Here is a 25267-nt window from a genome sequence, read left to right as displayed (position 1 = left end):
GTAAAACCGATGTTTATTCTTCAAGTTTACAGTTTAGATTCGATATTTCACGACTAATTGGGTCTCGCTCGGCTTTAGCTTGTTGTAGCTGGATTTCCAACTTAAAACGAGTTGCTGGATCTGTTTCAATATCAAGCGCTTCCCCCAACCGTTGAATCTTTTGGCTGAGCAAGTTATGGCGTCGTTGTAAGCCTGCTCGTTCCGCTTCTAGGTCTTGCCACTGAAGGCCAGTGAGTTTCGAGTTAAAATCGGTAACCGACGCCTCAACCGGCTCTTTGGTAGAGGTATTGGCAGGAGTCAGAGGGCCTGGAGATGGATAAACAGCTGTGATTCCTGTGTTGAAGCGTTTAATTAGAACTGGAGTCAGGTGCTCAGCAATCCCCTCTAAGCGAATAGCGGCACACCCTAGTTTGTAAGCAAATTCAATGTCACGCCCTGCCCCCAGAGCATCGTAGAAGCCAACAGCAAAAGCGATTGCAGCCCTATCTCCAATGGCCTGATTCATACCGATAACGTAAGGAATGTGATGGGCAATTGCGTTTGCTTGCACTTCAGAGTAGCAGCCGTTCATCACCACACATCCGATTTTATCGGCAAAAAGTTTGAGTAAGCCCGCCAGGGCATCTCCGTCTATGAGTTTAATATTACCAAGGTCATCTTCAAAAACTAACCCTTGGTCTCCTCCTCCATGCCCGGAGAAGTGAATGATTTGAGGTTCCACATCCAGGACGGCCCGTTGGATATCGTGGGGACGCACTGCTAAGCGTTGCTCCAAGTTGAACTGTTCCCGCTTTTGGGCACGTTGCAGTCCTTCTGAAATGTCTCTCAATTCCTGATCGAGCCTTAAACGACCAGTGTCTTTGGGGTTAGCAGCAATAAATAAAATGGTTTGAGGTTCTACGCTGAATGAAGACATAGCATAATTTGGTCTAGTGAAAATTCATACTTGAATTGGAGCCGCATAACGTGGCCCATCACTCGCCGAAGATAACCTTTGCATCCTACAGATCTACTTTCGACGGTCGGTGTGCATAGGAGTTATTATTTAGTAGGGAGCGCACGTTACAGCAAGGGTGACTATGGGGTTTGTCGCTTAATCCAATACCGCATCTCTGTATTATGGAGCGTGACGGCTCCACTGTAATCGGCAACTGCGAGCTCATCAAACCTCACCTCAGTTGCCAACACCTCACTTTCGACCTTAGCACAGTGTGCCTTTAAGGTGTCTAAAACGAGTCCCGACGTTTGCAACCCTAGCTGAATCCGATCAGAGATCGCCAGCCCTGCATTTTTTCGGGCCTCCTGCAAGTGCCGAATAGCTTGACGCATCAGCCCTTCCTGTATTAACTCGGGAGTGAGGTGAGTATTCAGAGCGGCAAGATAGCCCTGATCTTCGATAGCTGCGTACCCGTCTGGACTTTTGGCCTTGATTAAAAAGGCTTCTGGTTCGAGATGAACAAGGACTCCCTCTAGGTCGATGACGGTGTCAACATGATTGCGGATATTATGGACAATCTCGCGGCTATCGAGCGTGGCCAGCGTTTGGATCAATATCGGTAACTGTTTACCCAATCGCTTGCCCAGTAGCGGTAAGTTGGGTTTTACGATGTAATCAACAAAGTCAGTAGCTAACTCTAAATAAGTCACTTGTTTGACGTTGATTTCTGCTTTGAGTTGAGCTTCAAATCTTTTGAGACCAGCCATCTCAGCTGCTGTTCGAACTCGTACTAAAAGCTCTCCTAATGGCTGCCGCAGCTTTACCCCAGCCGTCGATCGCGCGGCTCGTCCCAACTCAACTAGGCGGATCAAGATGTCCATATCTTGCAGTAATACAGCATCGATCGCCGCTTCTTCCCAGGGGCTCCACTCCGCCAAATGTACCGATTCAGGCTCATTTGGAAAAACACTCAGGACCAGATTCTGATAGAGGTGTTCGCTGATAAACGGAGCCATCGGTGCCATCAGTTTAGTCACTGTTACCAGCGCTTCGTATAAGGTCTTATACGCTGATGCTTTGTCGCGATCATTTTCAGATTTCCAAAAGCGGCGACGATTGCGACGGACATACCAATTAGACAGATCGTTAACCACAAAATCGCGGATCAAACGGCTGGCCTGGGTAGGGTTATAGTCATCTAGCTGATCGGTAACGGCTCTGGTCAGCGCATGTACCTTAGCCACTAGCCAGCGGTCAAAATCAGGACGATCAGGCACCACTTGGATCAGATCGGGGGCATCAAGATTGGCATACAGCACAAAGAACCCATAGGTATTCCACAGGGTCATGAGAAAATCTTGGACGGTATCGTCCACTAGAGATTGGGAAAAGCGTTTAGTGGTCTCCGGTGGACTAGCGCTAAAGAGATACCATCGCAAGGCATCTGCCCCCTGAGCGTTGAGGACTGTCCAAGGGTCCACTGTGTTACCTTTGGACTTCGACATTTTTTCGCCGTTCTCATCGACGATATGCCCCAACACGATTACATTTTTGAAGGCAGGCGAATTTTCCACCAGGTGGGTCAAAGCACCCCTCGATCGCTGCTCGTCTCCATTATCTGTCAGCAGCGTGGCCAGGGCATGTAAACTGTAGAACCAGCCACGGGTCTGATCGATCGCCTCACAAATGTAGTCGGCTGGAAAGCTCTGGGCCAGAACATCCTGATTTTCAAACGGGTAGTGCCACTGGGCATAGGGCATCGCCCCTGACTCAAACCATACATCGACGGTGTAAGGCACACGCTTAAACAACTTGCTGTTTCGTTCAAAGGTAATGTCGTCGATGTAGGGGCGATGCAAATCCAGCTCAGACAGATCCTGTCCGGTTAGGGTCTCCAACTCTTTGACGCTGCCGACACAGATTTGCTCGCTCTCATCTTCGCTCACCCAAATCGGCAAGGGGGCTCCCCAATATCGTTCACGAGACAAGGCCCAGTCAACATTGTTTCTCAGCCAGTCACCAAAACGACCTGCCCGGATATAGTCTGGGTGCCAGTTGATTTTGTTATTGTTGTCCAGCAGCTGTTGTTTAACTGCCGTAGTCCGCAGATACCAGCTCTTTTTCGCGTAGTTGATCAGGGGCGTATTGTCCCGATAGTTAAACGGGTAGGTATGGGTCAGCGTCGCTGCCCTATATAACAGATTGTGGGCCAGCAAATCCTGGCTGATCAGCCGATCCGCGTCTTTGAAAAACTTGCCGGTGTAGGGACCGTCACCCGCCGAGGCCGCTAGCAGTTTCACCTCTGGATAGACTTGTCCCAGCAGATCAACTGAAAACAGCATGGGCAGCTGATATTTACGACCCAGGTCCAGGTCACCGTAAGCCGGGGCAATGTGTAGTACTCCAGTGCCTTCATCGATCATGACGCTATCGTCACCCCAGACTCGAAACGCATTGGTGAGGTCTTCTCCGTCGGGGACTCGCCCTTGCAAGATCGGGGTATAATCCAGACCCACCAAAGATTCCCCTGAAAAGGTTTTGAGGGTACGGTAGTTTCCTTCACCAAAGACCTGATCTGCTAGATCCTGCGCCAAAAGGTAGAAATCTTTTTGGGTCTCCTCGCCATGCTGGGTAGGGGCTTCAAATAAGCCATAAATCGCATTGGGGTTGATTGCGATCGCAACATTCGCCGCCAGTGTCCAGGGGGTTGTGGTCCACGCCAGCAAGTAGACCGATTGCTGGCTATTCCCCTCATCTAACCAGCCCCGTTCTATTAGCTGACGGGTTTTAACCGGGAATTTCGGATACACTGAGGGGTCATCAGCATCTCGATATCCCTGCGCTACCTCATGATCCGAGAGACTGGTGTTGTTGCGTGGACAATGCCAGGTAGCTCGATAATCTTCAAACAGCAGATCCCGATCCCACAGCGACTTCATCAGCCACCAGCAAGACTCAATGTAACTATTCTCGTAGGTGACATAGGCATTTTCAAGATCCAGCCAGTAGCCAATCCGTTCGGTCATGGCCTGCCAATCTTGAATACGCTCGAACACAGACGCCTTGCAAAGTTCATTAAACTTGGCGATGCCAAAGGCTTCAATATCTGATTTTTTAGTAAACCCTAGGCGCTTCTCAACTTCTAGCTCCACCGGCAAGCCGTGGGTATCCCACCCGCCCTTGCGGACAACACGATGACCTTGCATGGTTTTGTAGCGAACAAACAGGTCTTTATAGGCCCGAGAGATGACATGGTGCACACCCGGTTTACCATTGGCGGTGGGTGGGCCTTCGTAAAATACAAAATTGCCTTGGGGGGCTGGTTTATCTACCGACTTTTGGAAGATATGGTGCGCTTTCCAAAAAGCTATAACCGTCTGCTCCAGGCTAGAGAAACTAGGCGTTTTTTCAACATCGCGAAACATGATTACCGCACTCCCTGTGGGTATAGAGCCGTTATAAAGTCGGCAATCGCCAACCTTATTCCTCCACATTGGGGCGCTGAGGTGAGCGCGGTACCACCCAATTTTGCCAACGCTTTGCAACGTCGGTCTTTGCAGCTACTCCCAAATGGGAAGAGCCTCCTGCTATAACGTGCAGGCCACGGCCCTGTCTACTCGAATGCGATCGCGAGCGATCCTTCTTTTGGAGGGCGGCTCAGGGAGGATATTCATTTTTGCCGTATGGTCAGGCTCACACCATCCCTGACTCGCTCTACACCGACACAAAAATTACTCTTTCCCATCAATGCCTTTGTTGGGGTTAGACCACATCTAGTTTGAAAACTTAAGCTTTCCCCGTAGGTCAAGCCACTAGGTCTGGATATGGTCAAGGTTTATTTAGATTTTTCCGATTATAGCGAATGAAAATTCAAGTTGCGAGTAGTTGCCTGAGAAGCTGCGAGAGGCCGTGTCTTTTCGTCTTGTCGGCATACTATACTGCAAACTTTCAGTCTATTCACCCGAATCAGCAGGATAGACTGAAGGTTGTTAATATAGTCCACTAATATTGGTGAGATATACAGAAAAAATCAGTATAGTTAATCTTTGAACACATTGGAAACTGGTGAAAGCGGCTAAAAAAGAATATATATTATCCGTAAAAGTGTTAAATTTTGCGATTTAATCCTTGAAGCTCGTCTAATGTAAGGATTACACTGTCTCAGATTCGGAAAGGATTACACTGTCTCAGATTCGGAGAGGAGGCTATGAAGCTGTTTCGAGTTTTACTCACCACAGCCATTATCCTGCTAGTACTTCAGGCTGAAACGCCCTTGAGGGTAGTTGCCTTAAGGGCGACTAAAAATTGTTCCGGCTGTCGGTTAAAAGGAGTACGCATTCAGCATGCGGATTTGACTGGTGCGGATTTGAGTAATGCGGATCTCAGATGGGCACAGCTGGATTCCGTCAATCTTAACCACGCAAATTTACAAGGGGCAAATTTGCGCCATGCCCGTCTCTACAATGTGACCACTAAAGGTACAAATTTTTGTGGGGCTGTCTTGATGGATGCAGTCAAAGGCTATTGCAGTCAGCCATAATGCGAAAGACCAAAGCTTTGAGCCCCAGATCATCTATCATTCTGGATCCTGCGGACGCATCACTCGCGAATACATTAACGCCAGACCAAATGCATAGTAATACTTGAGTTGAATTTCAGCTGTACCGATGGGTTCTGCTTGAGCATTAACAACACAGGTGCCGGCAATTCGATCACGTAAGGATTGGCGATCGTCATCAACGCTGGACCATAACAAATCAAACAACAGATTAAACGGGCCAAATGCCCATAATAATAAACGAAAGGTCATGCGAAACATGGAGGGGCGTCCACCACGCAGATTAATGATCCGGGCACCCATCAGCCGATAACCCACCGTGCGAATGCGTGATGATTTGAGAGTCGTTAAGTAAGCCCACACTATACCAAAATAGAGCAACCCCATTGACCCGTTGCGGTTACCAACGATTGGTATCAAAAAAATGGCAAATAACACATATACGATGATCAGCACTGCCAAGTCGATAAGCAAAATGGCAATGCGACGCATCATACCAACATAATCATCCGGGGCGAAATAAACACCCATGCCAAGGGAAGTATCGTGGTTATGGGTTGTCATGGTGTGTCGCCTCCCTTAACTAGTGACTCATCTATATAAATTGTCGCCAGTACGTCTCTAACGCTTGCCTGTCTTCATGATTGTGAAATGTATGATCAAGCAAAATAGAGTTAATCTCTTCTGGTGATAAGCCACCCTTGGACAAAGATTCCTGCAAATTCTGCTTCTCAATTGTCTCTTCTCGTTCTACGTTAAATTGAAGAAAATATCCCGTAACCCTCAGTTGAGCAGGGGTAAACAATTGAAATTTTGAAGCGACATAGTTTTCTACATCTATTTGATAGGTCAAATGAAAGATTACCGAGTCAAATGTATTTGACCAGTAGGCAGGATCTTCATTATCAATGTTGCGGAGATACCAAACCATGTAGGCTGGAAGGTAATAGTGAAAACCCTTTGAGTCTAGAAAACTCAGAACCGCATCAGAAAATCGAATATCATCTTCTGGAACGTCTTGCCACTGGTCTTCAGTATCCTGTGCTCTAGCCTCAGCTCGCTCTGCCGGGCTACCGTAATCATCGATCACCATCGCCTCATGGAGCGTGACGCCATCTTCACGGGCAACACCATCAAATGCCTCGTTAATTTCTTTAATTAGGGCAAGCTTCTTGTTTTCATACGCTATTTTCTCATCTGGGTTAGAAAAGGAAATACCCATCAGCCTTCAGCCTCTGCTTGCATCTGTTCAGCTACTGCGATCGCAGCATCAAATACTCACATCAAATTACCACCCCAGATCTTGCGAATATCATCAGGCGTATACCCCCGGGACAATAATTCTTGAGTTTGGCATCAACAATCTTCCCTCCCAAGGTCACCATTACCGCAAGGATAAAGGGGAGTACTCGCTTGAGACAATCAGATGTCATGACTGTGGTAGAGAGCGCTACCAGTATTTTAGTCTGACTTTATCGATGAGAGCGCACCGCGATAAAGACCCGAAAACTTAAGCTCGTCAATGCCATCAGGATTGTTCCAGGTAGCGGCAATGCAGTAATGGTTGCCATCTGCATCTTGCAAATCGGTCGTGAAGTTTTCCACACCAGGTTCAGAACCTCCCTTAAAGGCCACACGCTGCCAGTTAGCTGGGTTGGCAATGCCAGGATTGACCTGCATAGGAGGCAAATCAGCAACGGTTGCGATCTCAATACACAATTCCCGACCGCTCATAAACCATTCCACATCTAAAGCTAAAGGGCCATTGTTAAAAATAGTGACAGCAGGCAGCGGCAGAGCGGCCATGGCTCTCAAAATGTCGTATTTTTCTCGCTCAGGGGCCTGACGATAGCGATCCAGCAATCGCTGGTTTTGCGGGTCTTTTAGAATAAACGCTTCTCGCGTAGATAGAAAAGGACGATTGCGTTTGGTCAGCGCCTCCACTGCATCACGGCCCACCAATGCCAACAAATGGTCTGTTGCCGTATTGTCACTTTCCGAAATCATCATTGTGGCCAAACTCTGGAGAGTCAGAGGTGTGCCTGTTGGCCAATCCTGTAGACGGCCGCTGGGCAAACTACGATAGGCATCCTGCACCTGCAGAATCTCTTCCCAGCTGTGTTCACCCGCATCAATCTGCTGCTGTAACGCCTGTAGAATCAATAGCTTAAACGCTGAACCCACTGCCAGCGGCTGGTCAGCATTAACGCTGGCTATATCAGTTCCATTTTTAAGGATCAGCAAACTTGCATCACCAGGTAGCTCAGCAAATGCCGTCTGCAAACTCTCTAAATCTAATGCAGCAATCTGAGGCGGTTCAAACAACAATCCGGTAATCTGGCCCGATGTATTCAGAGCAATACGGGTGGGCACAGTGCCCTTTTCAAACGTCAGAAGATACTGATCCCCCCTGGCTTCAACACTCTGATACTGACCCAGGGTAGCGGTAATACCCTGCACAACCTGTTCAATTTGGGCCAGAGAAATCTGCGACAAAAAGCTATTAGCAAACCAGCTAGCCTGAATTTCTGAAGATGTAAATAGCCGGGCCAAAGCAGTTTCAGATGAAATTGTTACTGCCAAGGCAACACCATTTGAGCCGGGCAGCATAGGCAAGGTTGTGGGCAAAAGCCAACATAAGAAACTTAGCAGCAAGACAATGAGCCAATGCATAGGGCCTTGTCGGATAGTGATGTTACCCATAGCATTTGATAATTGCTTGCATATAGAGGACAGAATCAGCATTGCTCGCCTTAGGTGAATAACCGCTAAAATGAGACCCAGAGTCTTGGCATAACTGTAGTGCAAATTAGTCTTCAAAAAGTTAGTAGTTTCCTTTTGACTACGTTGCTGACATTTAGTTTAGCGGGCTGTCGCACGGCTACCTCAACCGCTCCATCTCAGTCGACTAACACATCAGACTCAGCGGACACTACTTCTGTAGCCTCTACTCCTCAGGAAATAAACGAGACTCCCATGACTGAACCATCTGCTGAAGAGAAAGCTAAGGCGGCCCAGAATCGTCAGATGGGACTAGAGTATCGCGGTCAGGGGCGCTACAAAGAAGCAATCGCAGCCCTGCAGGAGGCTGTGACGTTAGACCCACAGAATCTTTCGGGCCAGGTGATATTGGGGTGGACCCTGCATTTAGATGGACAGGCGGAAAATGCCATCGATGTTTTGCAACGTGCATTGGACCAAGATGATAACCACGTGCCTGCTTTAAATGCATTGGGCATTGTGTACTTGGTGGATGGTCAATTAGATGCTGCCGTAGAAACCCATACCCAAGCGATCGCACTGAAGCCTGACAACGAAATTGGATACTACAACTTAAGCCTGGCTTATCATCGCCTACAGGAGTATGACCAAGCCATTGACCATGCAGAACAGGCAACGGTTTTAGAACCGGGCAACCCCCATCCTTGGGTAGCTTTAGCCCTAGCCCAATGGGACAGCCAAGCAATTGGCGCAGCCCAACAGACCTATCAGCAGGCGGTTGCTTTAGACCCCCAATATCGTGAGTCGTGGTTTTTAGATCATTTACGACAGGCTGGCTTCAGTCCAGAACAAATCCAGAAAACTGAAGCGATCCGACGGGCATCCTGATTTTTAGTAACAATATTTCATCTAGACTTTTCTCTTTCTAGAGGATCAGTTCCACACGGGCATTAGAAGATTTCAAAACCTGATTTGCATGGGCGATCGCAACCTTCCCCCTTGACGCCATCTTTTAAGCTGGATACTATTTAGTAGTTCTAATTATTAGGAATCCTAAATAAATAAAGGAGGTCGTTTATGCGACGTTTTATTGGGTTGCTTGTTTTAGCTGTCAGTTTGATTATCTTTACAGGGGTATCCCAGCCCGTTCGAGCAGTTCAGGCAACTGACAAAAACCCAGCTTTGGAGATTCAATTGGCACAGGTGAAATATCTGGACGATCTGGACCTGTTGGTGTTCGAGCAACAGGTGAATGGCATGGTAGGAGCTACATTGCCTCAAGCCGCTGGTCAGTTAGATGGTGCTCCTGTCTTGGGCTATGTTTTTCCAACGACATTGGCCCCTGACGATGTGGGTTTCAATGCCACTGACGGTATTGTTGCCCTGGCCGTTACCTCACATCCTGATTTTGATGACACACCTCTATGGGATGAAAACAATGATCGTAATTTCGCGAATGACGGAGTTATCTGGCATAGCCATTGGGTTGTGCTAACACCTGATGACCGTGTATCTGGCGGTTTGTCCGTACTGGAATTTGCCCAAGAAGATGAGAGTGTTGTATTACCGCCAACTAATCCAGGGATGCCCATGTATATGGATTCTCCTGGGTTCTCGGTCATAACCGATCAGAGCACATTGCGAGTATTGGTGCCTGCACAACGGATAAACCATGTCACGGAGTTTAACTTTGACGGTGTTGCTGCCTACATGGAGGTCAACACATCCGACGCCAACCGCCCTCTGCTTGGAGTTTACGAGGTTTATAGTGTGGTTTCAGGGGATTTGAGTTTGCCCTATGTGGTTCAGGCCCGTTGAGACTGTTGTGGGGTGCATTAACACTGCACCCACAGTGTAGATCTTTTGCGATAAATCAAAGGAGGTGACTCTTGTGGCTAAATTTAAAATGACCATTGACCAAGTTCTACAGGGCGATTTTCAGATCAAGGATTTAAATCTTTTGTTAGTCTTTCAGGTCAATTGCCCTGGCTGTTTTATCCATGCCCTACCCCTGGCAGAACACCTACATCATACCTATGGTAATCGTCTCAATGTTTTAGGACTTTCAACCGCATTCGAGGACTTTGATCTAAACACCGCCGACTACACCCAATGTCTGCTGGAAACAGGTGAAGTTGTTGGGGCCACTAGACTATACTTTCAACACCATGGTCAGCGATCCTACACCGTCCCCATTACCTTTCCCGTAGCCTTTGACCAGGTAGGCGACGCGGCTGAGCTGTTTGATGACAACGATGTCGAGCATGTATGTCATCTCACACCCTCATTCCCTCCTATGGATGACGCAACCCAAGCCCGTGCCCGCGCTAGGATAAAGCAAGTTCTACAGAGACTATCCCCTACTGCATATACCTTTCATGTCAATCAGCTTCAAGGGACTCCATCTTGGATTCTATTTGATGGAGACTTCACTATCCTGGCACAATGGTTTGGACATAAAGCCGAAACAGAGGTGAGTAAAATCATTAACCATGTGTTAGAGCCTGTCGCGATCATACCACCGTACACTTAATGGATAATCCATTTGACACCATTAATGAACCCATTGGCCAACGGGTCATCACAGGGCTTTCCAAAATTGGTATAGCTCTGCGTAGTCAGTCCTGGCAAGGAGCGGAAGCTCAAGGGTTAACTCCCACCCAAGGGCAGATTTTGGCATTGCTCCAATCCAGTCCAGAAAGGGGAATTCGCCTTTCTGCCATTGCTAAAGGATTGGCTACCAGTGCAGCGACGGCCAGTGATGCGGTCTCATCCTTAGTAAAAAAGGGGTTGGTGTCTCGGGAAAAGGCAACGGATGATCGTCGAGCCATCGCCATTCGCCTGACGCCTAAAGGTCAAGAACAAGCGGAAAAAGCTGCTAGCTGGCCAGATTTCTTATTAAGTGCAGTCACAGAACTCTCTGAAGAAGAGCAAACGATTTTCTTTAGAGGGTTAACTAAAATGATTCAGAAGCTGCAGTCACAGGGAAAGATTCCTCCGTCACGGATGTGTGTGACTTGTGAATATTTTAGGGCCAATGTATATGAGGATGCTGATCGTCCTCATCACTGTATGTTGGTGGATGCGCCGTTTGGTGATCGCGATTTGCGTTTGGATTGTCCTGAGCATCAGGAGAAAGAGGCGGCTATTGTTTGACCATGGAAATATTTCATGTAACGGCTTGGAATAGCTGACCATCAAGGTGGCGAAGATAATCAAGGCCGTAATCGCCATTTTCAAGGGTCTCGATTAAAACAGGTGGAATATTTTGTTCTACTTCTTGGCAGCAAGAGGCTGCACCAAGGGCAATGGTGGCAACTGTGTCTACATCACCTGTAAATGCAATACAAGTTTTGAGAATTTCGCTGAGGGAATCGTGGGCCGTGACAGCCGTTAGGGCCGCATGAACACTCATCATACCTTTGGAGCCAACCTTGCCTTGCCAGGGTGTTATCCATGGTCCAGGTACACGTTTATGAATAAACTGTGGCAATTCTGACTTGGGGCCAAGCTGGTAGATAAAGTAATGGGACATTAGACTGGCCGCAACTGCAGCGTTGATGCCATCTGGTGTGTCGTGGGTTAGGGTGGCCTGTAGTTTGCAGCGTTCAATCACAGTTTTAACAGTTGGGAAAATGCCAATGGGAACGGCTCGCATGGCGGCTCCACTTTTGTCACTATGGGGCCTAATTTTGGCAAGGAATTCATCCCCATCGTTGATTGCTTGCAAAAATCCATAAAAGCCACGGGCATAGCCTTCACGAGGGTCACGCTTAAAGGCTGAAACAAAATAATGGGCTAGATTCTCACGAGTCCAGGGTTCACCCGACACAATTGCTTCGGCAATTGCAATACTCATCTGGGCATCGTCGGTATAGTAACCTGGCTGAATCTGATGTCGTGGATGTTGCACATACCCACTGAGATCATTCTGTTCACGGATCATACTGCTGGGGGAATATTCAAACCCAGCACCATAGGCATCACCAATCGCAAGTTCTACCAACATTGGCTATGTGTAAGCCTCAGTAACGATGAAACTCAACCATAGCAAACGTGTATTGCGACTGCCTAGGTAAGGCGCTTGCGCTTAAATAATCCCCCCATTAGCCCATCACTCATCCACCCATCGACAACCCCAACCTGGGTCTTTATTTTTGTGCAGTCCCCAAAGCCTGTGGACAACTCTCTCAGCGCAGTGCGCGCAGTGCATCTAAAATTGATGGTCGCACCCCTACATGCCGCACCACTAAACAATATAGCCAAACATTCCACATAGCCATGGAAAAGGCGGTGGCCATGGCGGCTCCAACAATTCCGAAAACATGAATGCCAACTAAATTCAGAATGACATTAACCAGGGCACTGATTGCCATAACAACGGCGGACTGGCTTTGATAGCCGGTCATTGTTAGGATATAGCCCACTGAACCAGCTCCTACATTCACTAACTGGCCTAGGATCAAAATGGTTAATGCACCCTTGGCAGCCACAAATTCGGGGCCAAATAACTGTAGTACAGGTCCTGCAAAACTGATGAGCCCAATCGATGTGATGAAGGCTGGATAAAACATCCATCGGGCCACAGTAGAGACTAATTGTTGCAGTCTCTCGTGATCGCCCTGGGCATAGAGGGAGGCGATCAATGGTGCTGCGATCGCATTTACAGAGGCCAAAATAAACGGCACCCATAATGCGGTTTTGAGGGCTGCGCCATAAATGCCCACCTGTTTGGCATCTAAAAACACACCGATCATTAATGTGTCTGTTTGGCTGAGCACCATGAATGAACCACCAAACAACATTAAGGGTACAGCCGCTTTCCACCATCGGGAAATCTCATAGGCGGGTTGGGCATGACGGATTTTGGCATCTACACTTTGTTGAAATAACAACCATTGAAACCCCAGGGTTAATAATGCAGAAAGCAAGGAGAGTGCGATCGCAACTGTGCTGGTCAGCCCATACAACCTTTGCCAAACAGCTGCCATGATGATCAACAACAGCGGCTGCATAACCAGTGATGGTGCATAGGACAATACAATTCTTTGAAACCCACGAATAATCTCTTTTTGGAGACTCACCAGGGCAACGGTCGGAATTGTCCAAATCCCAATAACAACAGGCATGGTATAAGCACCTAAATCACGGTTAGCATTGAGCCACAACAAAATGCCAGTGCCACACAGCGAGGTGAGAATACCAATCAACAATGTCTGTAGCCAGCTGCCCCAGATGATTCCCTTTAAATGGGACCAATCTTCCTGGGCATTGTAGGCTGAAATAAACCGCAGAACTGCCGTTGGCAAGCCAAATCCAGCAATAAAGGCCCAGAAAATACCAATGGCTGTAGCATAGTCATAAATCCCATAGGCGGCTGTGCCCATCCAGCGCGCCAGCAACACTTGAGAGCTATATAAAACCCCCGCACTGATTATCTGCACTGTCAATGCGGCCCCTGCCCCTCGCACTAGTTTGGCGAATACATTTGGTTCCTGCAAGCTGCCTCCCTGGTTAGTCACTAGGCACCATGATAGTCAGAGAAGTCTCGTCACCTGCGCCCATGGGACTGAAGCTACCGTCATTGAGCACGCCAAACTAACCTCTATAAAACAAACAGACATGCACCTGACTGGGAGCAACAGAAAACGGAAGATCCTGTTGCCAAAAGCGATTGGAATTAAGGCCAAGCTGGCAGGATGATTTTAGCTGGGAGATGCGGTCAGATAACAATGGCTCTAGACCGATTCATCCCCTAAATCAGCAATCGCAAAATATCTTTGATTGTCAGGTTTTATTAACTTATTGCCATAGAGTAATCTTTATAACCTCTATTTTGTAAAATTGAATACATAAATAACTGCGAAGTGGAGAATAAGTATGCTCCTTCCGGCTAGCGCTCCCACATGCCCATTGGTATCCGAACCAGAAGTAGAACCTGCGCCAAGCTGGTATTCTGTTTGTCAGCTTAATTACACCCGCGATACCTGGGTTAAGCTGCTGCAACCACCTAGCTATTTTGCTTATGACAAGGCTAAGTTACTTTGCCAGGCATCAGAGAACACTTGGGCTGCTTGGGTCCCTGACCATGGTGAGGTGCTATTGGATAGAAGTCATTTCTATTGCTGATAAACAAGAGTGAACCTCTAAAACCTATATTCCTGCTGACAATCAGCAACTCACAAGCTTGAGTAGCAGAAGCTTGGCAACTGCAAGAAATGCTTTTGCGGTAATGATCAGGGTAGACGGAGTCCATCCAACGGCATGTCATTTGGTAACAACCCAAGAAACTAAAGAGAAAGTGTTGGAGGAAACAGTATAACCACACCGATTGTTTCTGTACGTAATCTAGTGGCTGATAAAATACCTGCTGCTAAGGGACAGGGAAGGGGGCATGGGGTTACTAATCTAAAGGCACCTATACCCCATCAGCGCTCTTTCAAACTTTAACGCTCATTTGCTTTAGGATCCGGCCCAAACTTGTTAGACCCTGCGGTCCCATCCGTTACAGCAAAGACCAAATTTACAATTGGACACAGAATCCACCACCCACTACGGTCAACATCGTGCATACGACGAATACCGACAGCAATAGATGGAATCAGAACAGCTAAATTATAAATAAAGCTGAGGATACTTTGATCCGTATTACTGAATGCTCCCAGAAAGCCTTCTATGAAGCCTAAACATAAGGCAGCGAGAAAATTGAATAGAACAAACATCCAGTATTCTTTTCGGCGCGCACGTCCTTCAAATACTGCATAGTTCTTTAAAACCTTGATATACCATTCCATAAATGTTTACTCTCTACGTATCTTTCAGTGTCTTAGACCTTGGTTAGACCTTTAATTTGGTCTAATTTTGCCCTAGAGCGTACCCAGCCACTAACCAGTAACATAATTCTTGATTTATGGCTCAACGATACTAGTTAGGATTTATTTCGCATCTGATTAACGTTTATCCTCAATCTACAAAACCGTAGCTTAGGGATAGGCCACCATGAAACATGCATCTGCAGAAACAATAGCCTTCCTCAACGCACTACTAGAACAAATTCGTTTTTTACCTGGTTTCAAAGAGAAAAAGCTCGGTATTTTCTATCGAAAGTCTAGGGCATTTCTCCACTTCCATTCAGAATCATGCACAGACGTTCCATGGAACGTCTGCCAAGCCCTTATACTGCTTCATTCTGCACACCAAACTTCTCAAAACCACTCTTGAGAACCAATTTTGTATCCATCGAGCCTACCTCAATATCCTCTTTCAAGAGTGCAACCAGACAACGCTGACGTAGCACACGTTGAATCTTCAGATGTTTGCCAGGCTTAACTTTAGTTTGGGTATAAATTAAACAAATCTCTTCCGAGAATGTTTCTACGCCTTCAATATGAGTTGGCTCTAGGACATCGTCCTCGTCCTGACACAATTCTATTCCCACACGCTCAATAATTTCAAAGGCCTTTTCCGGATCTACCTCGTAGGTGATAGACACCTCTACCGCTGCATTAATCGGATGTTTAGAGTAATTAATAATCGATCCAATATCGCCATTTCTCAGAATCTGAACCTGGCCATCGGGATGCAGAATGCGTGTCGTTCGTAGCTCAATCGATTGAACAGTCCCCTGGGCTTCGGCAGTTTCAATAAAATCACCCACTAAGTAATAGTCTTCAAACAGGATAAAGAAACCGCTGACCACATCCTTCACCAGGTTTTGCGCCCCTAAACCAACGGTTAGACCCACAATCCCGGCACCTGCTAAGATTGGCCCTGGATCAATATTGAGAGCTTTTAACAAAAATAAAGCCGTGCCAAAGTAAATAATATATCTAAGTGAACTTACAATGAGTGGGGTGATGGTCACCCGTCGCTGATAAATTGCAGTCGATGTTTCCTCAGTGGACAGCAATAATTCTGTGACGAGTAGTTGTGCGACATTGGCAGCTAATCGCCCTAAAAAAACTAAGACAATGACCTTCACAGCCATTGCGCCATAGCCTGCTAAGTTAGCAATTAAGTCAATTTGCCTGACTACTAATATACCTACATAGAGCCAGACAACATATTCCAAACAGCGCTTTAAAAAAGGAACAAGATGTTGTAAACGATCGTAAAACCGCAACAGATTACTAGGGCTAGAATACTTTTTACTCAAAGCATCCAAGCTATCAACAACAACACTTACGGATCTAAAAACGATAACGCCAATGGAAATAATCAAATAGATGCGCCAGGTTGCATAGAGATAAGGAGATATCTCTTCGGGTAGATGCAAAAAACGAGCACACCATATCAAGGCCAAAAGCCACATGCCCACACGTAATACGGTACTTAAGGCCTTAAACAAATGTTCAATACTCTCATCATTCGCCGTGATTTGCTCTATCTGCTTAACGTGGCGACTAATCTGAGCTAACCTGTGCTTGAGGGGACGCTGCAAAATACCGACCAGGACCAGCAAACATATACTTTTGGCAACACCTGCTGCTATGCCCAGCCAAACTTCCTGAGGTGTGTTTTGAATCAAAGACAGGGTATACGTATCTGGCTTTTCACCCTGTAGTAGTATCCATCCGTTGAATCCTGCTACTAATAGAACGAGCAAGCAGCCTGAAATCAGAACGATGCCAAATACGTTTTGTCGTAGCGTTTGCAAGCCTGCATCATCCATCTGTAGTGGAGATGCTTGTAAAACCCAACGAGAACCCCAATTAAAAGAAATATATAAAAAACCACAAAGAATAATAATTAAGGCTAGCTCAATGGAAAATAGCACTAACGCAGCCATAATTTAGCGGCCTCTCAAACAGGCAAGTAAACGTACAGATAGGGCGTTTGCCCCATGTTCTAGACATCTTAGGACATTGCTATACGCACCATACAAAACTTGCTGATTAAGGGGCAATTAGGGGCTGCTATTTAATTGAGAATTCAGAATGGCTGCTAGGGGCGCACTGTCGTGCGCCCTTCAGATACAGGCAAATGCTATAGGCCAATGCACCATATCCTGCGTAGGGGCGCATTGCAATGCGCCCCTACGTAACAGATTCTAGAAAAGACTATGATTACTGAGGAGGCAAAATTACCGCATCAACAACGTGAATAATGCCATTGCTGGCTTCAATGTCAGCTGAAACCACGTTAGAGTCATTTACGGTCACTCCAGAACCCACAGAGATATTTAAAGGAATTCCAGCAACAGAATCAACGCTACCCGATGCCAGATCGGTAGACCGCACACTGCCGGGCACCACATGGTACGTCAAAATGGTTGCCAATAGCTCTCTGTTTTCGGGTTGATAGAGACTCTCAATTGTGCCTTCAGGCAAACGGCCAAACGCATCATCAGTAGGGGCAAACACTGTAAACTCTGTTTCACCATTGAGCACACCTACTAGCTTGGCGTGTTTTAGCAACGCAGTCAAAACATCAAAGGAATCATTGGTGGATGCAATACTAACAATAGTGTTTCCAGTGTGTCCATCTTTGGACTGAGCAGAGGCTGTCTCTTTAGCCTGCACTGGAGACATCGCAAATGTAGCAGCCAATAGGCTGGTGAGTACCATTACCTTCTTCATGAATTAATACCTTCCTAACAGGTGTTCATTAGAGGTACGACACCTAACCAAAATTGGATCACTTTTATTTATAAATCAAAAACTGGGTCTCCATTTCATGAGAAACCAGGTTCAAACGCCAATGAAATCGCTATAAGGGAAATAGGCAAATTTAAGCCCCTTACTTCATCACTGAACTTTTTGAGTGCCATAGCCCTATGTCATCCCGACACACCACCATAAATCAGTTGCATCTTCAGCCTAAAGGATCAATAATTTGTCTAGACGTCTACATGAATTTAACGATCAGTTAAAAATTGGTTAAGTTATGGTAAAGACAGCGCTACAACCATCTAGAGCCGTCTGGATGTCAGTCCTAGCTAAAGCGCCCTTGATGCTTTTAGAAGAGTGCGTTGCGACACTTGACGATGTGCCTGGGTATGGATTTTTGCGATCGCCCGAAATTGGTTTGACCATGGTGCGAGGTCGAGCCGAGGGGACTGGGCAACCCTTTAACCTGGGTGAAATGACGCTGACTCGTTGTGTAGTACAGCTGGATGAGCTGACTGGCTTTGGGTATGTAGCGGGTCGTTCCAAACGCCATGCAGAGCTAGCAGCTGTGTGTGATGGGCTGCTACAGCACCCTGGTTGGCATGATCGGGTGCAGGCCCAGGTGATTATCCCTTTGCAAGCGGCAGCCCAGGAAAAACGAGAGCGGGAAGCGGCTGAAGTTGAATCCACCCGTGTCAACTTTTTCACAATGCTGCGGGGGGAAAGCTAATGATGATTACTCAGCTAACCGGATTTACAGATACAGTTTACGACGCCCAGAAAACCTTCCGAGCGTTATTAGATGCCTTGGCAAGACCCGGTATTCTGCAAACAACTGTTTCCCTGACCACACCTAATGGTCTTGAGCTAAGTTGCGCCGCTGCCTGCCTCACCCTGTTCGATTTAGAAACTGTAGTGTGGCTACAGTCAGGATTTACTGAAGATGTGCGTCAGTGGCTAGTGTTTCATACGGGCTGTCGCTTTACCGACAATCCCCAGGCTGCTGATTTTGCCTTGATTAAGGAAATCGCCACCGCCCCTAAGCTTGCTGAATTCTCCTGGGGCAATGCTGAATATCCAGAAGCGTCTACTTCGTTATTGATCCAACTGCCTGAGTTAACGGGGGGATTACCCATGAAACTCAAAGGGCCAGGGATTTTGGATGAAATTGCGGTGAGTCTGCCTCTGAATTCTGATTTTTGGCAACAGTGGCAAATGATGACGGCAGATTATCCCTTGGGTTTAGACTGCTGGTATTTTGTCGACGATCGAGTGCTGGGGCTGCCTCGCACAGCTCAACCCATCATAGAATCTCAAGGGGGCGTATGACGCTAACAATTCGTCCTGGCAGCCGCGAAGATTTACCTCAAGTTGTGGATATCTATAATCATTCGGGGCTGGAGCATGGCGCTGTTTTGACCTTAGCTGATGCCGAGAAATGGTTTTCACGGGTTCAACAGTATCCAAATTACACGCTGTGGGTTGCCTGTTTCTCCGAGAAAGTTGTTGGCACGTTTGCCTTGCTGATTATGGATAATCTGGTTCACCATGGCAGCCCATCTGGCATTGTCGAAGCTGTGGGGGTGGCTCCTGATTTGCAAGGCCAGGGGATTGGTCGGCGAATGATGAACGTTGCGATCGCACGGTGCCGTTCTGCCGGATGCTACAAACTCACCATTTCCACTAACCTTCGCAGAACAGCTGCCCACGCCTTCTACGAATCCTTAGGATTCACCCAACACGGATACAGTTACCGAGTCGAACTTAGTTAACGAAATCTTCAGGAGAAAATCCATGCCCTATGTTGCGGTCAAAGGTGGAGAACAAGCCATTCGCAATGCCGAAGCCTTACTCAAGGCAAAGCGGCGAGGCGATGAGACTGTGCCGGAGCTTTCCGTGGAGCAGATCAAGCAACAGATGCAGCTGGCGGTAAACCGAGTAATGGCAGAAGGCAGTTTGTATGATCCGGACCTGGCAGCATTGGCCATAAAACAAGCTTGGGGAGATTTGGTCGAAGCGGCTTTTTTGCTGCGGGCATATCGAACAACCTTGCCTCGGCTGTATTACAGTGAACCGCTGGATACGAGTGCCATGGCGATTCAGCGGCGCATTTCGGCCATCTTTAAGGAGGCTCCGGGGGGGCAGAAGCTTGGTCCCACATTTGACTACATTCATCGACTGTTGGACTTTAAGCTGGCGGCTGAGGATAATACATTTTCTGCACCCACCAGTGAACAGGTTGATGTCAATGAAACGACGCCTCGGGTGGCTCATACGTTGGAGCAGGAGGGATTGGTGATGCCTCCTGGCAATGGAACGGTGGGGCATGGGTGTGATCAACAGCAAGACACTGCACCGTTTGACATTACGCGACAATCACTCACCACACCCACCCATCGAGATGCTCGTTTGCAGAACTTAGCCCGTGGTGATGAAGGCTTTTTGTTGTCTATGGCCTATTCCACCCAGCGGGGGTATGGCAAAAATCATCCCTTTGCTGGTGAGATTCGCATGGGTGAGGTGGATGTGATCATATGTCCTGAGGAACTAGGATTTGAAATTGCCATTGCCGATATAACAGTCACCGAAGTGCAAATGGTGAATCAGTTTAAGGGCAGTAAAGAAATTCCGCCACAGTTTACCCAAGGGTACGGCCTTACGTTTGGCTACAACGAACGCAAGACCATGGCCATGGCCCTTGTGGATCGAGCGCTTCAGGCTCAGGATTTAGGAGAATCTCTGGATGGTCCAGCCCAGGATGAAGAATTTGTTCTCTTTCATTCTGACAATATTGAAGCTCAGGGCTTTGTGCAGCACCTTAAGCTGCCCCATTACATCGATTTTCAGGCAGAACTAAATCTGATTCGTAAGCTACGCCGTGATTATGAACGGACCCAGGAGATAACAAACCCACCATCGACTCAGGCTGAGAGTCATCCGCTTGTTTCCCAGGAGGCAAAAACAGCATGATTAAAGGGCTAAACCCTATCATCTTTCTTTCCAGGGCAGGTACAAGACCAGCCCCTACGGCACATATCCCTTTTCTCTTTGCTAAACCATGACTTCCCCTGCCTCGCCTGTTCTCCCTGTCTCCCCTGCTCCTTCTAACCCTGAACCAGGGTTTAACTTTGCTTATCTGGATGAACAAACTAAACGATCTATCCGCCGGGCTATTCTTAAGGCCGTGGCGATTCCTGGACATCAGATTCCCTTTAGCTCGCGGGAAATGCCAATGTCATATGGCTGGGGCACTGGTGGCATTCAGGTGACGGCCTCGGTGATTGGTAAAGAAGATACCTTGAAGGTGATTGACCAAGGGGCTGACGACACCACTAATGCCGTGAATATCCGACGTTTTTTTAAGAAGGTGTGTGGTGTGGCAACGACCGAACGCACAGAGGAAGCGACTCTGATTCAGACCCGTCACCGGATTCCTGAAACACCTCTCAAAGAAGGGCAGGTGTTTGTGTATCAGGTGCCCATGCCTGAGCCGCTGTACTTTATTGAGCCGTCTCGGACTGAAGCCAACAAAATGCATGCGTTAGAAGAATATGGCCCCATGTACGTCAAACTCTATGAGGACATTACCAAGTTTGGGCGGATTTCTTTAGCCTATGACTATCCGGTCATGGTAAATGGGCGGCATCTGATGAACCCCAGTCCAATTCCTCGGTTTGATAATCCGAAAATGGATATGAACCCGGCGTTGCAACTATTTGGGGCGGGACGAGAGAAACGAATTTACGCCATACCGCCCTACACCCAAGTGAAAAGCCTGGATTTTGAAGATCATCCGTTTTCGGTGGAGAACTGGGAGCAGCCCTGTGAGTTTTGTGGGGCCACTGACAGCTATCTAGATGAGGTGGTCATTGATGACCAGGGGGGACGCATGTGGATTTGTTCAGATACGGACTATTGCGAGCAGCGTCAGCGATCGCAATCGGGTAGTGCACAAAAACTAGGGCAATAGGAGAAAGACATGATGCAGCCGCTACTGACGGTTAATAATTTAAGTAAGTATTATGGCGATCTGTGTGCCTGCGATCGCATCTCCTTCAACCTTTACCCAGGTCAGGTTCTGGGCATCATCGGCGAGTCTGGCTCCGGCAAAAGTACCCTGCTGGATAGCATTGCCGGTCGTATCCCCTTTGAAACAGGAGAGATGTCCTATTGTGACCGAGACAACAACCCTATCGACCTGCGTACGCTACCTGAACCCCGTCGTCGTCGGTTGATGAAAACCGAGTGGGGCTTTGTCCGCCAGAACCCCCGTGACGGGTTGCGCATGAACGTGACCGCTGGGGCCAATATTGGCGAACGACTGCTCGATGTTGGCCAGCGGCACTATGGCAATATTCGTACCGAAGCCCTCCAATGGTTAAGTGAAGTTGAAATTCCGGCTGCCCGTCTTGATAACTTTCCCCGTACTTTTTCCGGCGGCATGCAACAGCGTCTGCAGTTGGCCCGCATTCTGGTCACACGCCCCCGCATTGTGCTGATGGATGAGCCCACAGGTGGTCTCGATGTCTCTGTCCAGGCCAGACTGTTAGACCTGATGCGATCGCTGGTACGCACCCTTAACCTCAGCGTCATCCTGGTCACCCATGATATCGGCGTCGTGCGACTGCTGGCCCATCGACTGATGGTGATGCAAAACGGTCAGGTTGTCGAAGCCGGACTCACCGACCAGGTGTTGGATGATCCCCATCATCCCTATACGCAACAGCTTGTGAATGCCACGTTAGTGCCTTAATGAAGACTCACTACAACACAATTGTCCCCCCATGAACACCTTACAACTCTCATCTCCAGCAACCGCCCCAACCAATACAACAGCCCTGCTGCAAGCAGACCGGCTCCATAAAAGCTTTGTGCTTCATCACCAGGGCAGTGTCAATCTGCCCGTGCTCGAAGGGGTTTCCCTCACCGTTAATCCCGGTGAATGTGTTGCCCTCCAAGGGGCCTCAGGTTCAGGGAAATCCACCTTTATGCGCTCTCTATACGCCAACTACCGTGTGGATAGCGGCTCTATCTGGGTCAAACACCAGGGGGAGTGGGTTGATCTGCCCCAACTCGAAGCCCATAAATTAATTGAAGTCCGCCAATATACCCTCGGCTATGTCAGCCAGTTTCTGCGGGTGATTCCTCGGGTGCCAGCGGTAGACGTCGCTGCAGAACCCTTGATGGAACTAGGTTTAGATACAGATAAGGCTAAAGATAAGGTACGAGACTTATTTTCTCGGCTAAACTTGCCAGAGCGACTATGGGAACTGTCACCTACCACCTTTTCTGGGGGTGAAAAACAGCGGGTCAATATCGCTCGTGCGTTCTCCATGGACTACCCTATTTTGCTTTTAGATGAACCCACATCAGCGCTAGATGCGGCCAATCGAGACGTCGTGATGCGGTTAATCGAAGAACGTAAAGCCCAGGGCTGTGCCATGGTAGGAATTTTCCATGATGACGAAGTCAGGGAAAGGGTTTGCGATCGCACCCTCCTCTTTGGCTAACCCTCGCTTGCTTGGTCAGTCAAAATAGCCACCAAGATACTCATTAGAGGGTCTACATCAGCGGGTACTCGATATAGCTCTAAATCTTGAGAAATTTTTCTTTGCTGTCGATCAAGCACAGCAAACTGCCAGATACGCCCAATCGAAACTGCACCATAAAGGAGATTCCCCGACGATGAGTCCGTGACTTTATCCAATGCAATGAGTTCAGCCGCCAGCTGTTTAAATCCGCGTTCCAGATTTTCATCTTTGGCCTCGATAATCAGCAAACTATGGCCAGACTGAAGATAATAATCTAAAAGGCCCTTCAACTGATCCGTCGCCTTAAGAGAATAGCTAACCTTAACCTTGACATGGATTAAATGCACTAACTCTAAAATCAGAGGCGCAATCAAAAATTCTCGGCGCGCCGATTCACTATCTAATGTGACGAACGGCAAACTCTCCTCCAAACGCTGCCTAAGTCGATCGATAGTGTCTACTGGTTTTTCTGACTGAGGCAAAACCAGCGACGTCAGCTCTAAGCTATACCCAAAGTGGGTCACGATATCTTCCAGATAATAATTCAGCTTGAAATAGTCAGAAAAATAACAGGACTCTGGAAGTTCAATGATCTGAGCCATTTTTTGTCTCCTAACCCTAAAGATAACGTTAACTTAACCTTGGTTAGATATCAGTTAGAGATGTCTAGACATTTTCTAGTTGTATCTAATTGTCTAATTGGTAGAGAAGCCCGTTTACCCAAATAAATCCAGACCATACGCCCCATGATTGAAACCATCTACACCAATTATCGCTTGCAGCTTCCAGGCCAGGAGCTACTGGGCACCCTTGTCGTCAAGGACGGTCTAATTGCAGACATTCAGCCAGGTACTGTGGATCAAGGGCAGAATGGCAACGGCGACTATCTACTGCCAGGGCTGATCGAACTCCACACGGATAACCTGGAGCGGTGCATGTCACCTCGCCCCAAGGTGAGCTGGCCTCTGGATGTGGCTGCCGTACACCATGATCGAGATTTAGCGGGGGCCGGTATTACAACCGTGTGTGACGCCATATCTATTGGCGATCTTACCCCTGGCTCTCTGCGCATGACCCAATTTGGCCCCATGATCAATACGATTCATCAGGGACAAAGCGACGGGCGCTTCTCGGTGGACCATCGACTACACCTACGCTGTGAGCTGGGATATAACCAGGTATACGATCTGGTGGAAACCTATGCCGATCACCCGCTGCTGTCACTGATGTCCCTAATGGACCACACCCCCGGACAGCGACAGTTTGTAAAACTTGATAAGTACAAAGAGTATTACCAGGGCAAACATGGGGTAACGGCTGAGGAAATGGATGGCTTTATTCGCGATCGCATCGAAGCCCAACAGTGCCATGCCGTCGATAACCGTCGCAGACTGGTGGAACTGGCCCAGCAACGCGACATTTGTCTGGCCAGTCACGATGATGCTACCCCGGAGCATGTCCAAGAAGCCATTGAAGACGGGGCTGCCATCGCCGAATTTCCCACCACATTGGATGCGGCGAAAGCAGCTCACACCCATGGTCTACAGGTGCTGATGGGAGCCCCTAATTTAATCTTGGGTGGATCCCATTCAGGCAATGTGTCCGCCATGGATTTAATCGAGCGAGATTTAGCCGATATTATCTCGTCAGACTATGTGCCCCAAAGTTTAGTTCAAGCGATGTTCCTGATTGTGGAGAAGGCTCAGGTGCCGCTGCATCAAGCAATGCGTCTGTTTACCGTAAATCCAGCTAAGGCGATTGGGTTGGATTGCGATCGCGGCAGTCTAGAGGTCGGCAAACGGGCTGACATAATTACCTTGCACCATGATGGTGTGATTCCCCGACTAACATCCGCTGTCCGTCAGGGATATCGCATTGCTTAGAGGCAAGGGAATGGGAGAGTTTCCTCACT

General features: G+C 47.9%; 25 protein-coding genes and 1 other annotated feature. Of the genes, 14 read left to right on the top strand and 11 right to left on the bottom strand.

The window, feature by feature from the left end:
• Positions 1–13: 13 nt before the first annotated feature.
• Positions 14–916, bottom strand: a complete 903-nt coding sequence (locus U2F10_RS31655; RefSeq protein WP_499874301.1) for a CHAT domain-containing protein — start codon at positions 914–916, stop codon at positions 14–16.
• Between the two features lie 161 nt (positions 917–1077).
• Complete coding sequence (gene ileS, locus U2F10_RS31650) at positions 1078–4362, bottom strand: isoleucine--tRNA ligase (RefSeq protein ID WP_499874300.1); 3285 nt, start codon at positions 4360–4362, stop codon at positions 1078–1080.
• Positions 4363–4428: 66 nt separating this feature from the next.
• Positions 4429–4694 (bottom strand) — a binding site (T-box leader).
• Positions 4695–5144: 450 nt separating this feature from the next.
• Here ileS and U2F10_RS31645 point away from each other — a divergent pair.
• Positions 5145–5477, top strand: a complete 333-nt coding sequence (locus U2F10_RS31645; RefSeq protein WP_163698057.1) for a pentapeptide repeat-containing protein — start codon at positions 5145–5147, stop codon at positions 5475–5477.
• 36 nt (positions 5478–5513) lie between these two features.
• Here the strand turns inward: U2F10_RS31645 and U2F10_RS31640 are convergent, their stop codons facing one another.
• The 3 genes from U2F10_RS31640 to U2F10_RS31630 all read right to left on the bottom strand — a co-directional run bounded on the left by U2F10_RS31640 (position 5514) and on the right by U2F10_RS31630 (position 8105).
• Positions 5514–6059, bottom strand: coding sequence for an RDD family protein (locus U2F10_RS31640; RefSeq protein WP_163670030.1), 546 nt, complete (start codon positions 6057–6059; stop codon positions 5514–5516).
• A 31-nt stretch (positions 6060–6090) separates the two neighbouring features.
• Positions 6091–6717, bottom strand: coding sequence for a DUF6714 family protein (locus U2F10_RS31635; RefSeq protein WP_163698055.1), 627 nt, complete (start codon positions 6715–6717; stop codon positions 6091–6093).
• A 239-nt stretch (positions 6718–6956) separates the two neighbouring features.
• A complete protein-coding gene (locus tag U2F10_RS31630; protein WP_499874298.1) occupies positions 6957–8105 on the bottom strand; it encodes a serine hydrolase in 1149 nt (382 codons plus the stop codon).
• Between the two features lie 366 nt (positions 8106–8471).
• On the opposite strand from U2F10_RS31630, the gene U2F10_RS31625 reads away from it, so the two are divergent.
• From U2F10_RS31625 to U2F10_RS31610, 4 genes are all read left to right on the top strand, one after another.
• A complete protein-coding gene (locus U2F10_RS31625) occupies positions 8472–9104 on the top strand; it encodes a tetratricopeptide repeat protein (RefSeq protein WP_499874297.1) in 633 nt (210 codons plus the stop codon).
• 189 nt (positions 9105–9293) lie between these two features.
• Positions 9294–10034 carry a hypothetical protein gene (locus tag U2F10_RS31620; protein ID WP_499874296.1) on the top strand — a complete coding sequence of 247 codons (741 nt, stop codon included), beginning with the start codon at positions 9294–9296 and terminating at the stop codon, positions 10032–10034.
• Positions 10035–10107: 73 nt separating this feature from the next.
• Complete coding sequence (locus U2F10_RS31615) at positions 10108–10749, top strand: hypothetical protein (protein WP_163670043.1); 642 nt, start codon at positions 10108–10110, stop codon at positions 10747–10749.
• Positions 10749–11372: a MarR family winged helix-turn-helix transcriptional regulator gene (locus tag U2F10_RS31610; RefSeq protein ID WP_499874294.1), complete on the top strand. Its 624-nt coding sequence runs from the start codon at positions 10749–10751 to the stop codon at positions 11370–11372. Before U2F10_RS31615 ends, U2F10_RS31610 begins: the two co-directional genes overlap by 1 nt.
• 13 nt (positions 11373–11385) lie before the next feature.
• Here the strand turns inward: U2F10_RS31610 and U2F10_RS31605 are convergent, their stop codons facing one another.
• Together U2F10_RS31605 and U2F10_RS31600 are read right to left on the bottom strand one after the other, a co-directional pair.
• Positions 11386–12225 (bottom strand): ADP-ribosylglycohydrolase family protein, encoded by an 840-nt coding sequence (locus U2F10_RS31605; RefSeq protein WP_499874292.1) that lies wholly within the window; start codon positions 12223–12225, stop codon positions 11386–11388.
• A 181-nt stretch (positions 12226–12406) separates the two neighbouring features.
• Positions 12407–13717: a flippase gene (locus U2F10_RS31600; RefSeq protein ID WP_499874290.1), complete on the bottom strand. Its 1311-nt coding sequence runs from the start codon at positions 13715–13717 to the stop codon at positions 12407–12409.
• Positions 13718–14096: 379 nt separating this feature from the next.
• Here U2F10_RS31600 and U2F10_RS31595 point away from each other — a divergent pair, with 379 nt between their 5' ends.
• Positions 14097–14345, top strand: a complete 249-nt coding sequence (locus U2F10_RS31595; protein WP_499874289.1) for a hypothetical protein — start codon at positions 14097–14099, stop codon at positions 14343–14345.
• Between the two features lie 317 nt (positions 14346–14662).
• Here U2F10_RS31595 and U2F10_RS31590 read toward each other — a convergent pair whose 3' ends face one another.
• The 3 genes from U2F10_RS31590 to U2F10_RS31580 form a co-directional block, all read right to left on the bottom strand.
• Entirely contained in the window at positions 14663–15010 is a 348-nt protein-coding gene (locus U2F10_RS31590) for a DUF805 domain-containing protein (protein WP_163670052.1), read from the bottom strand.
• A gap of 380 nt (positions 15011–15390) precedes the next feature.
• Positions 15391–17004 (bottom strand): mechanosensitive ion channel family protein, encoded by a 1614-nt coding sequence (locus U2F10_RS31585; protein ID WP_499874288.1) that lies wholly within the window; start codon positions 17002–17004, stop codon positions 15391–15393.
• Between the two features lie 277 nt (positions 17005–17281).
• Positions 17282–17794, bottom strand: coding sequence for a fasciclin domain-containing protein (locus U2F10_RS31580; protein WP_499874287.1), 513 nt, complete (start codon positions 17792–17794; stop codon positions 17282–17284).
• A gap of 307 nt (positions 17795–18101) precedes the next feature.
• On the opposite strand from U2F10_RS31580, the gene phnG reads away from it, so the two are divergent.
• The 7 genes from phnG (at position 18102) to phnL (ending at position 23334) form a co-directional block, all read left to right on the top strand.
• Positions 18102–18554: a phosphonate C-P lyase system protein PhnG gene (gene phnG / locus U2F10_RS31575; protein ID WP_163670057.1), complete on the top strand. Its 453-nt coding sequence runs from the start codon at positions 18102–18104 to the stop codon at positions 18552–18554.
• Complete coding sequence (gene phnH / locus U2F10_RS31570; protein ID WP_499874286.1) at positions 18554–19153, top strand: phosphonate C-P lyase system protein PhnH; 600 nt, start codon at positions 18554–18556, stop codon at positions 19151–19153. Before phnG ends, phnH begins: the two co-directional genes overlap by 1 nt.
• The gene (locus U2F10_RS31565; RefSeq protein WP_499874285.1) at positions 19150–19596 is read left to right on the top strand and encodes a GNAT family N-acetyltransferase; all 447 of its coding nucleotides are present in this window, start codon (positions 19150–19152) and stop codon (positions 19594–19596) included. The genes phnH and U2F10_RS31565 overlap by 4 nt, the downstream gene beginning before the upstream one ends.
• A 22-nt stretch (positions 19597–19618) precedes the next feature.
• Positions 19619–20794: a carbon-phosphorus lyase complex subunit gene (locus tag U2F10_RS31560; RefSeq protein WP_499874284.1), complete on the top strand. Its 1176-nt coding sequence runs from the start codon at positions 19619–19621 to the stop codon at positions 20792–20794.
• Between the two features lie 88 nt (positions 20795–20882).
• On the top strand, positions 20883–21794 hold the full coding sequence (locus U2F10_RS31555; protein WP_499874283.1) for an alpha-D-ribose 1-methylphosphonate 5-phosphate C-P-lyase PhnJ: 912 nt from the start codon (positions 20883–20885) through the stop codon (positions 21792–21794).
• 12 nt (positions 21795–21806) lie between these two features.
• On the top strand, positions 21807–22577 hold the full coding sequence (phnK, locus tag U2F10_RS31550) for a phosphonate C-P lyase system protein PhnK (protein ID WP_499874529.1): 771 nt from the start codon (positions 21807–21809) through the stop codon (positions 22575–22577).
• 31 nt (positions 22578–22608) lie between these two features.
• Positions 22609–23334 carry a phosphonate C-P lyase system protein PhnL gene (phnL, locus tag U2F10_RS31545; RefSeq protein WP_499874282.1) on the top strand — a complete coding sequence of 242 codons (726 nt, stop codon included), beginning with the start codon at positions 22609–22611 and terminating at the stop codon, positions 23332–23334.
• Here phnL and U2F10_RS31540 read toward each other — a convergent pair.
• Entirely contained in the window at positions 23331–23957 is a 627-nt protein-coding gene (locus U2F10_RS31540) for a hypothetical protein (RefSeq protein ID WP_499874280.1), read from the bottom strand. The genes phnL and U2F10_RS31540 overlap by 4 nt on opposite strands.
• Before the next feature lie 144 nt (positions 23958–24101).
• Here U2F10_RS31540 and phnM point away from each other — a divergent pair, with 144 nt between their 5' ends.
• A complete protein-coding gene (phnM, locus tag U2F10_RS31535) occupies positions 24102–25238 on the top strand; it encodes a phosphonate metabolism protein PhnM (RefSeq protein ID WP_499874279.1) in 1137 nt (378 codons plus the stop codon).
• Positions 25239–25267 lie beyond the last annotated feature (29 nt).

Origin of the sequence: Leptothoe sp. EHU-05/26/07-4, assembly GCF_043421015.1 — a bacterium.
Lineage (GTDB): Bacteria > Cyanobacteriota > Cyanobacteriia > Phormidesmidales > Phormidesmidaceae > Leptothoe > Leptothoe turfae.
Note: the sequence above shows the minus strand (reverse complement) of the source record. Positions and strands in the feature narration are given on the sequence as shown.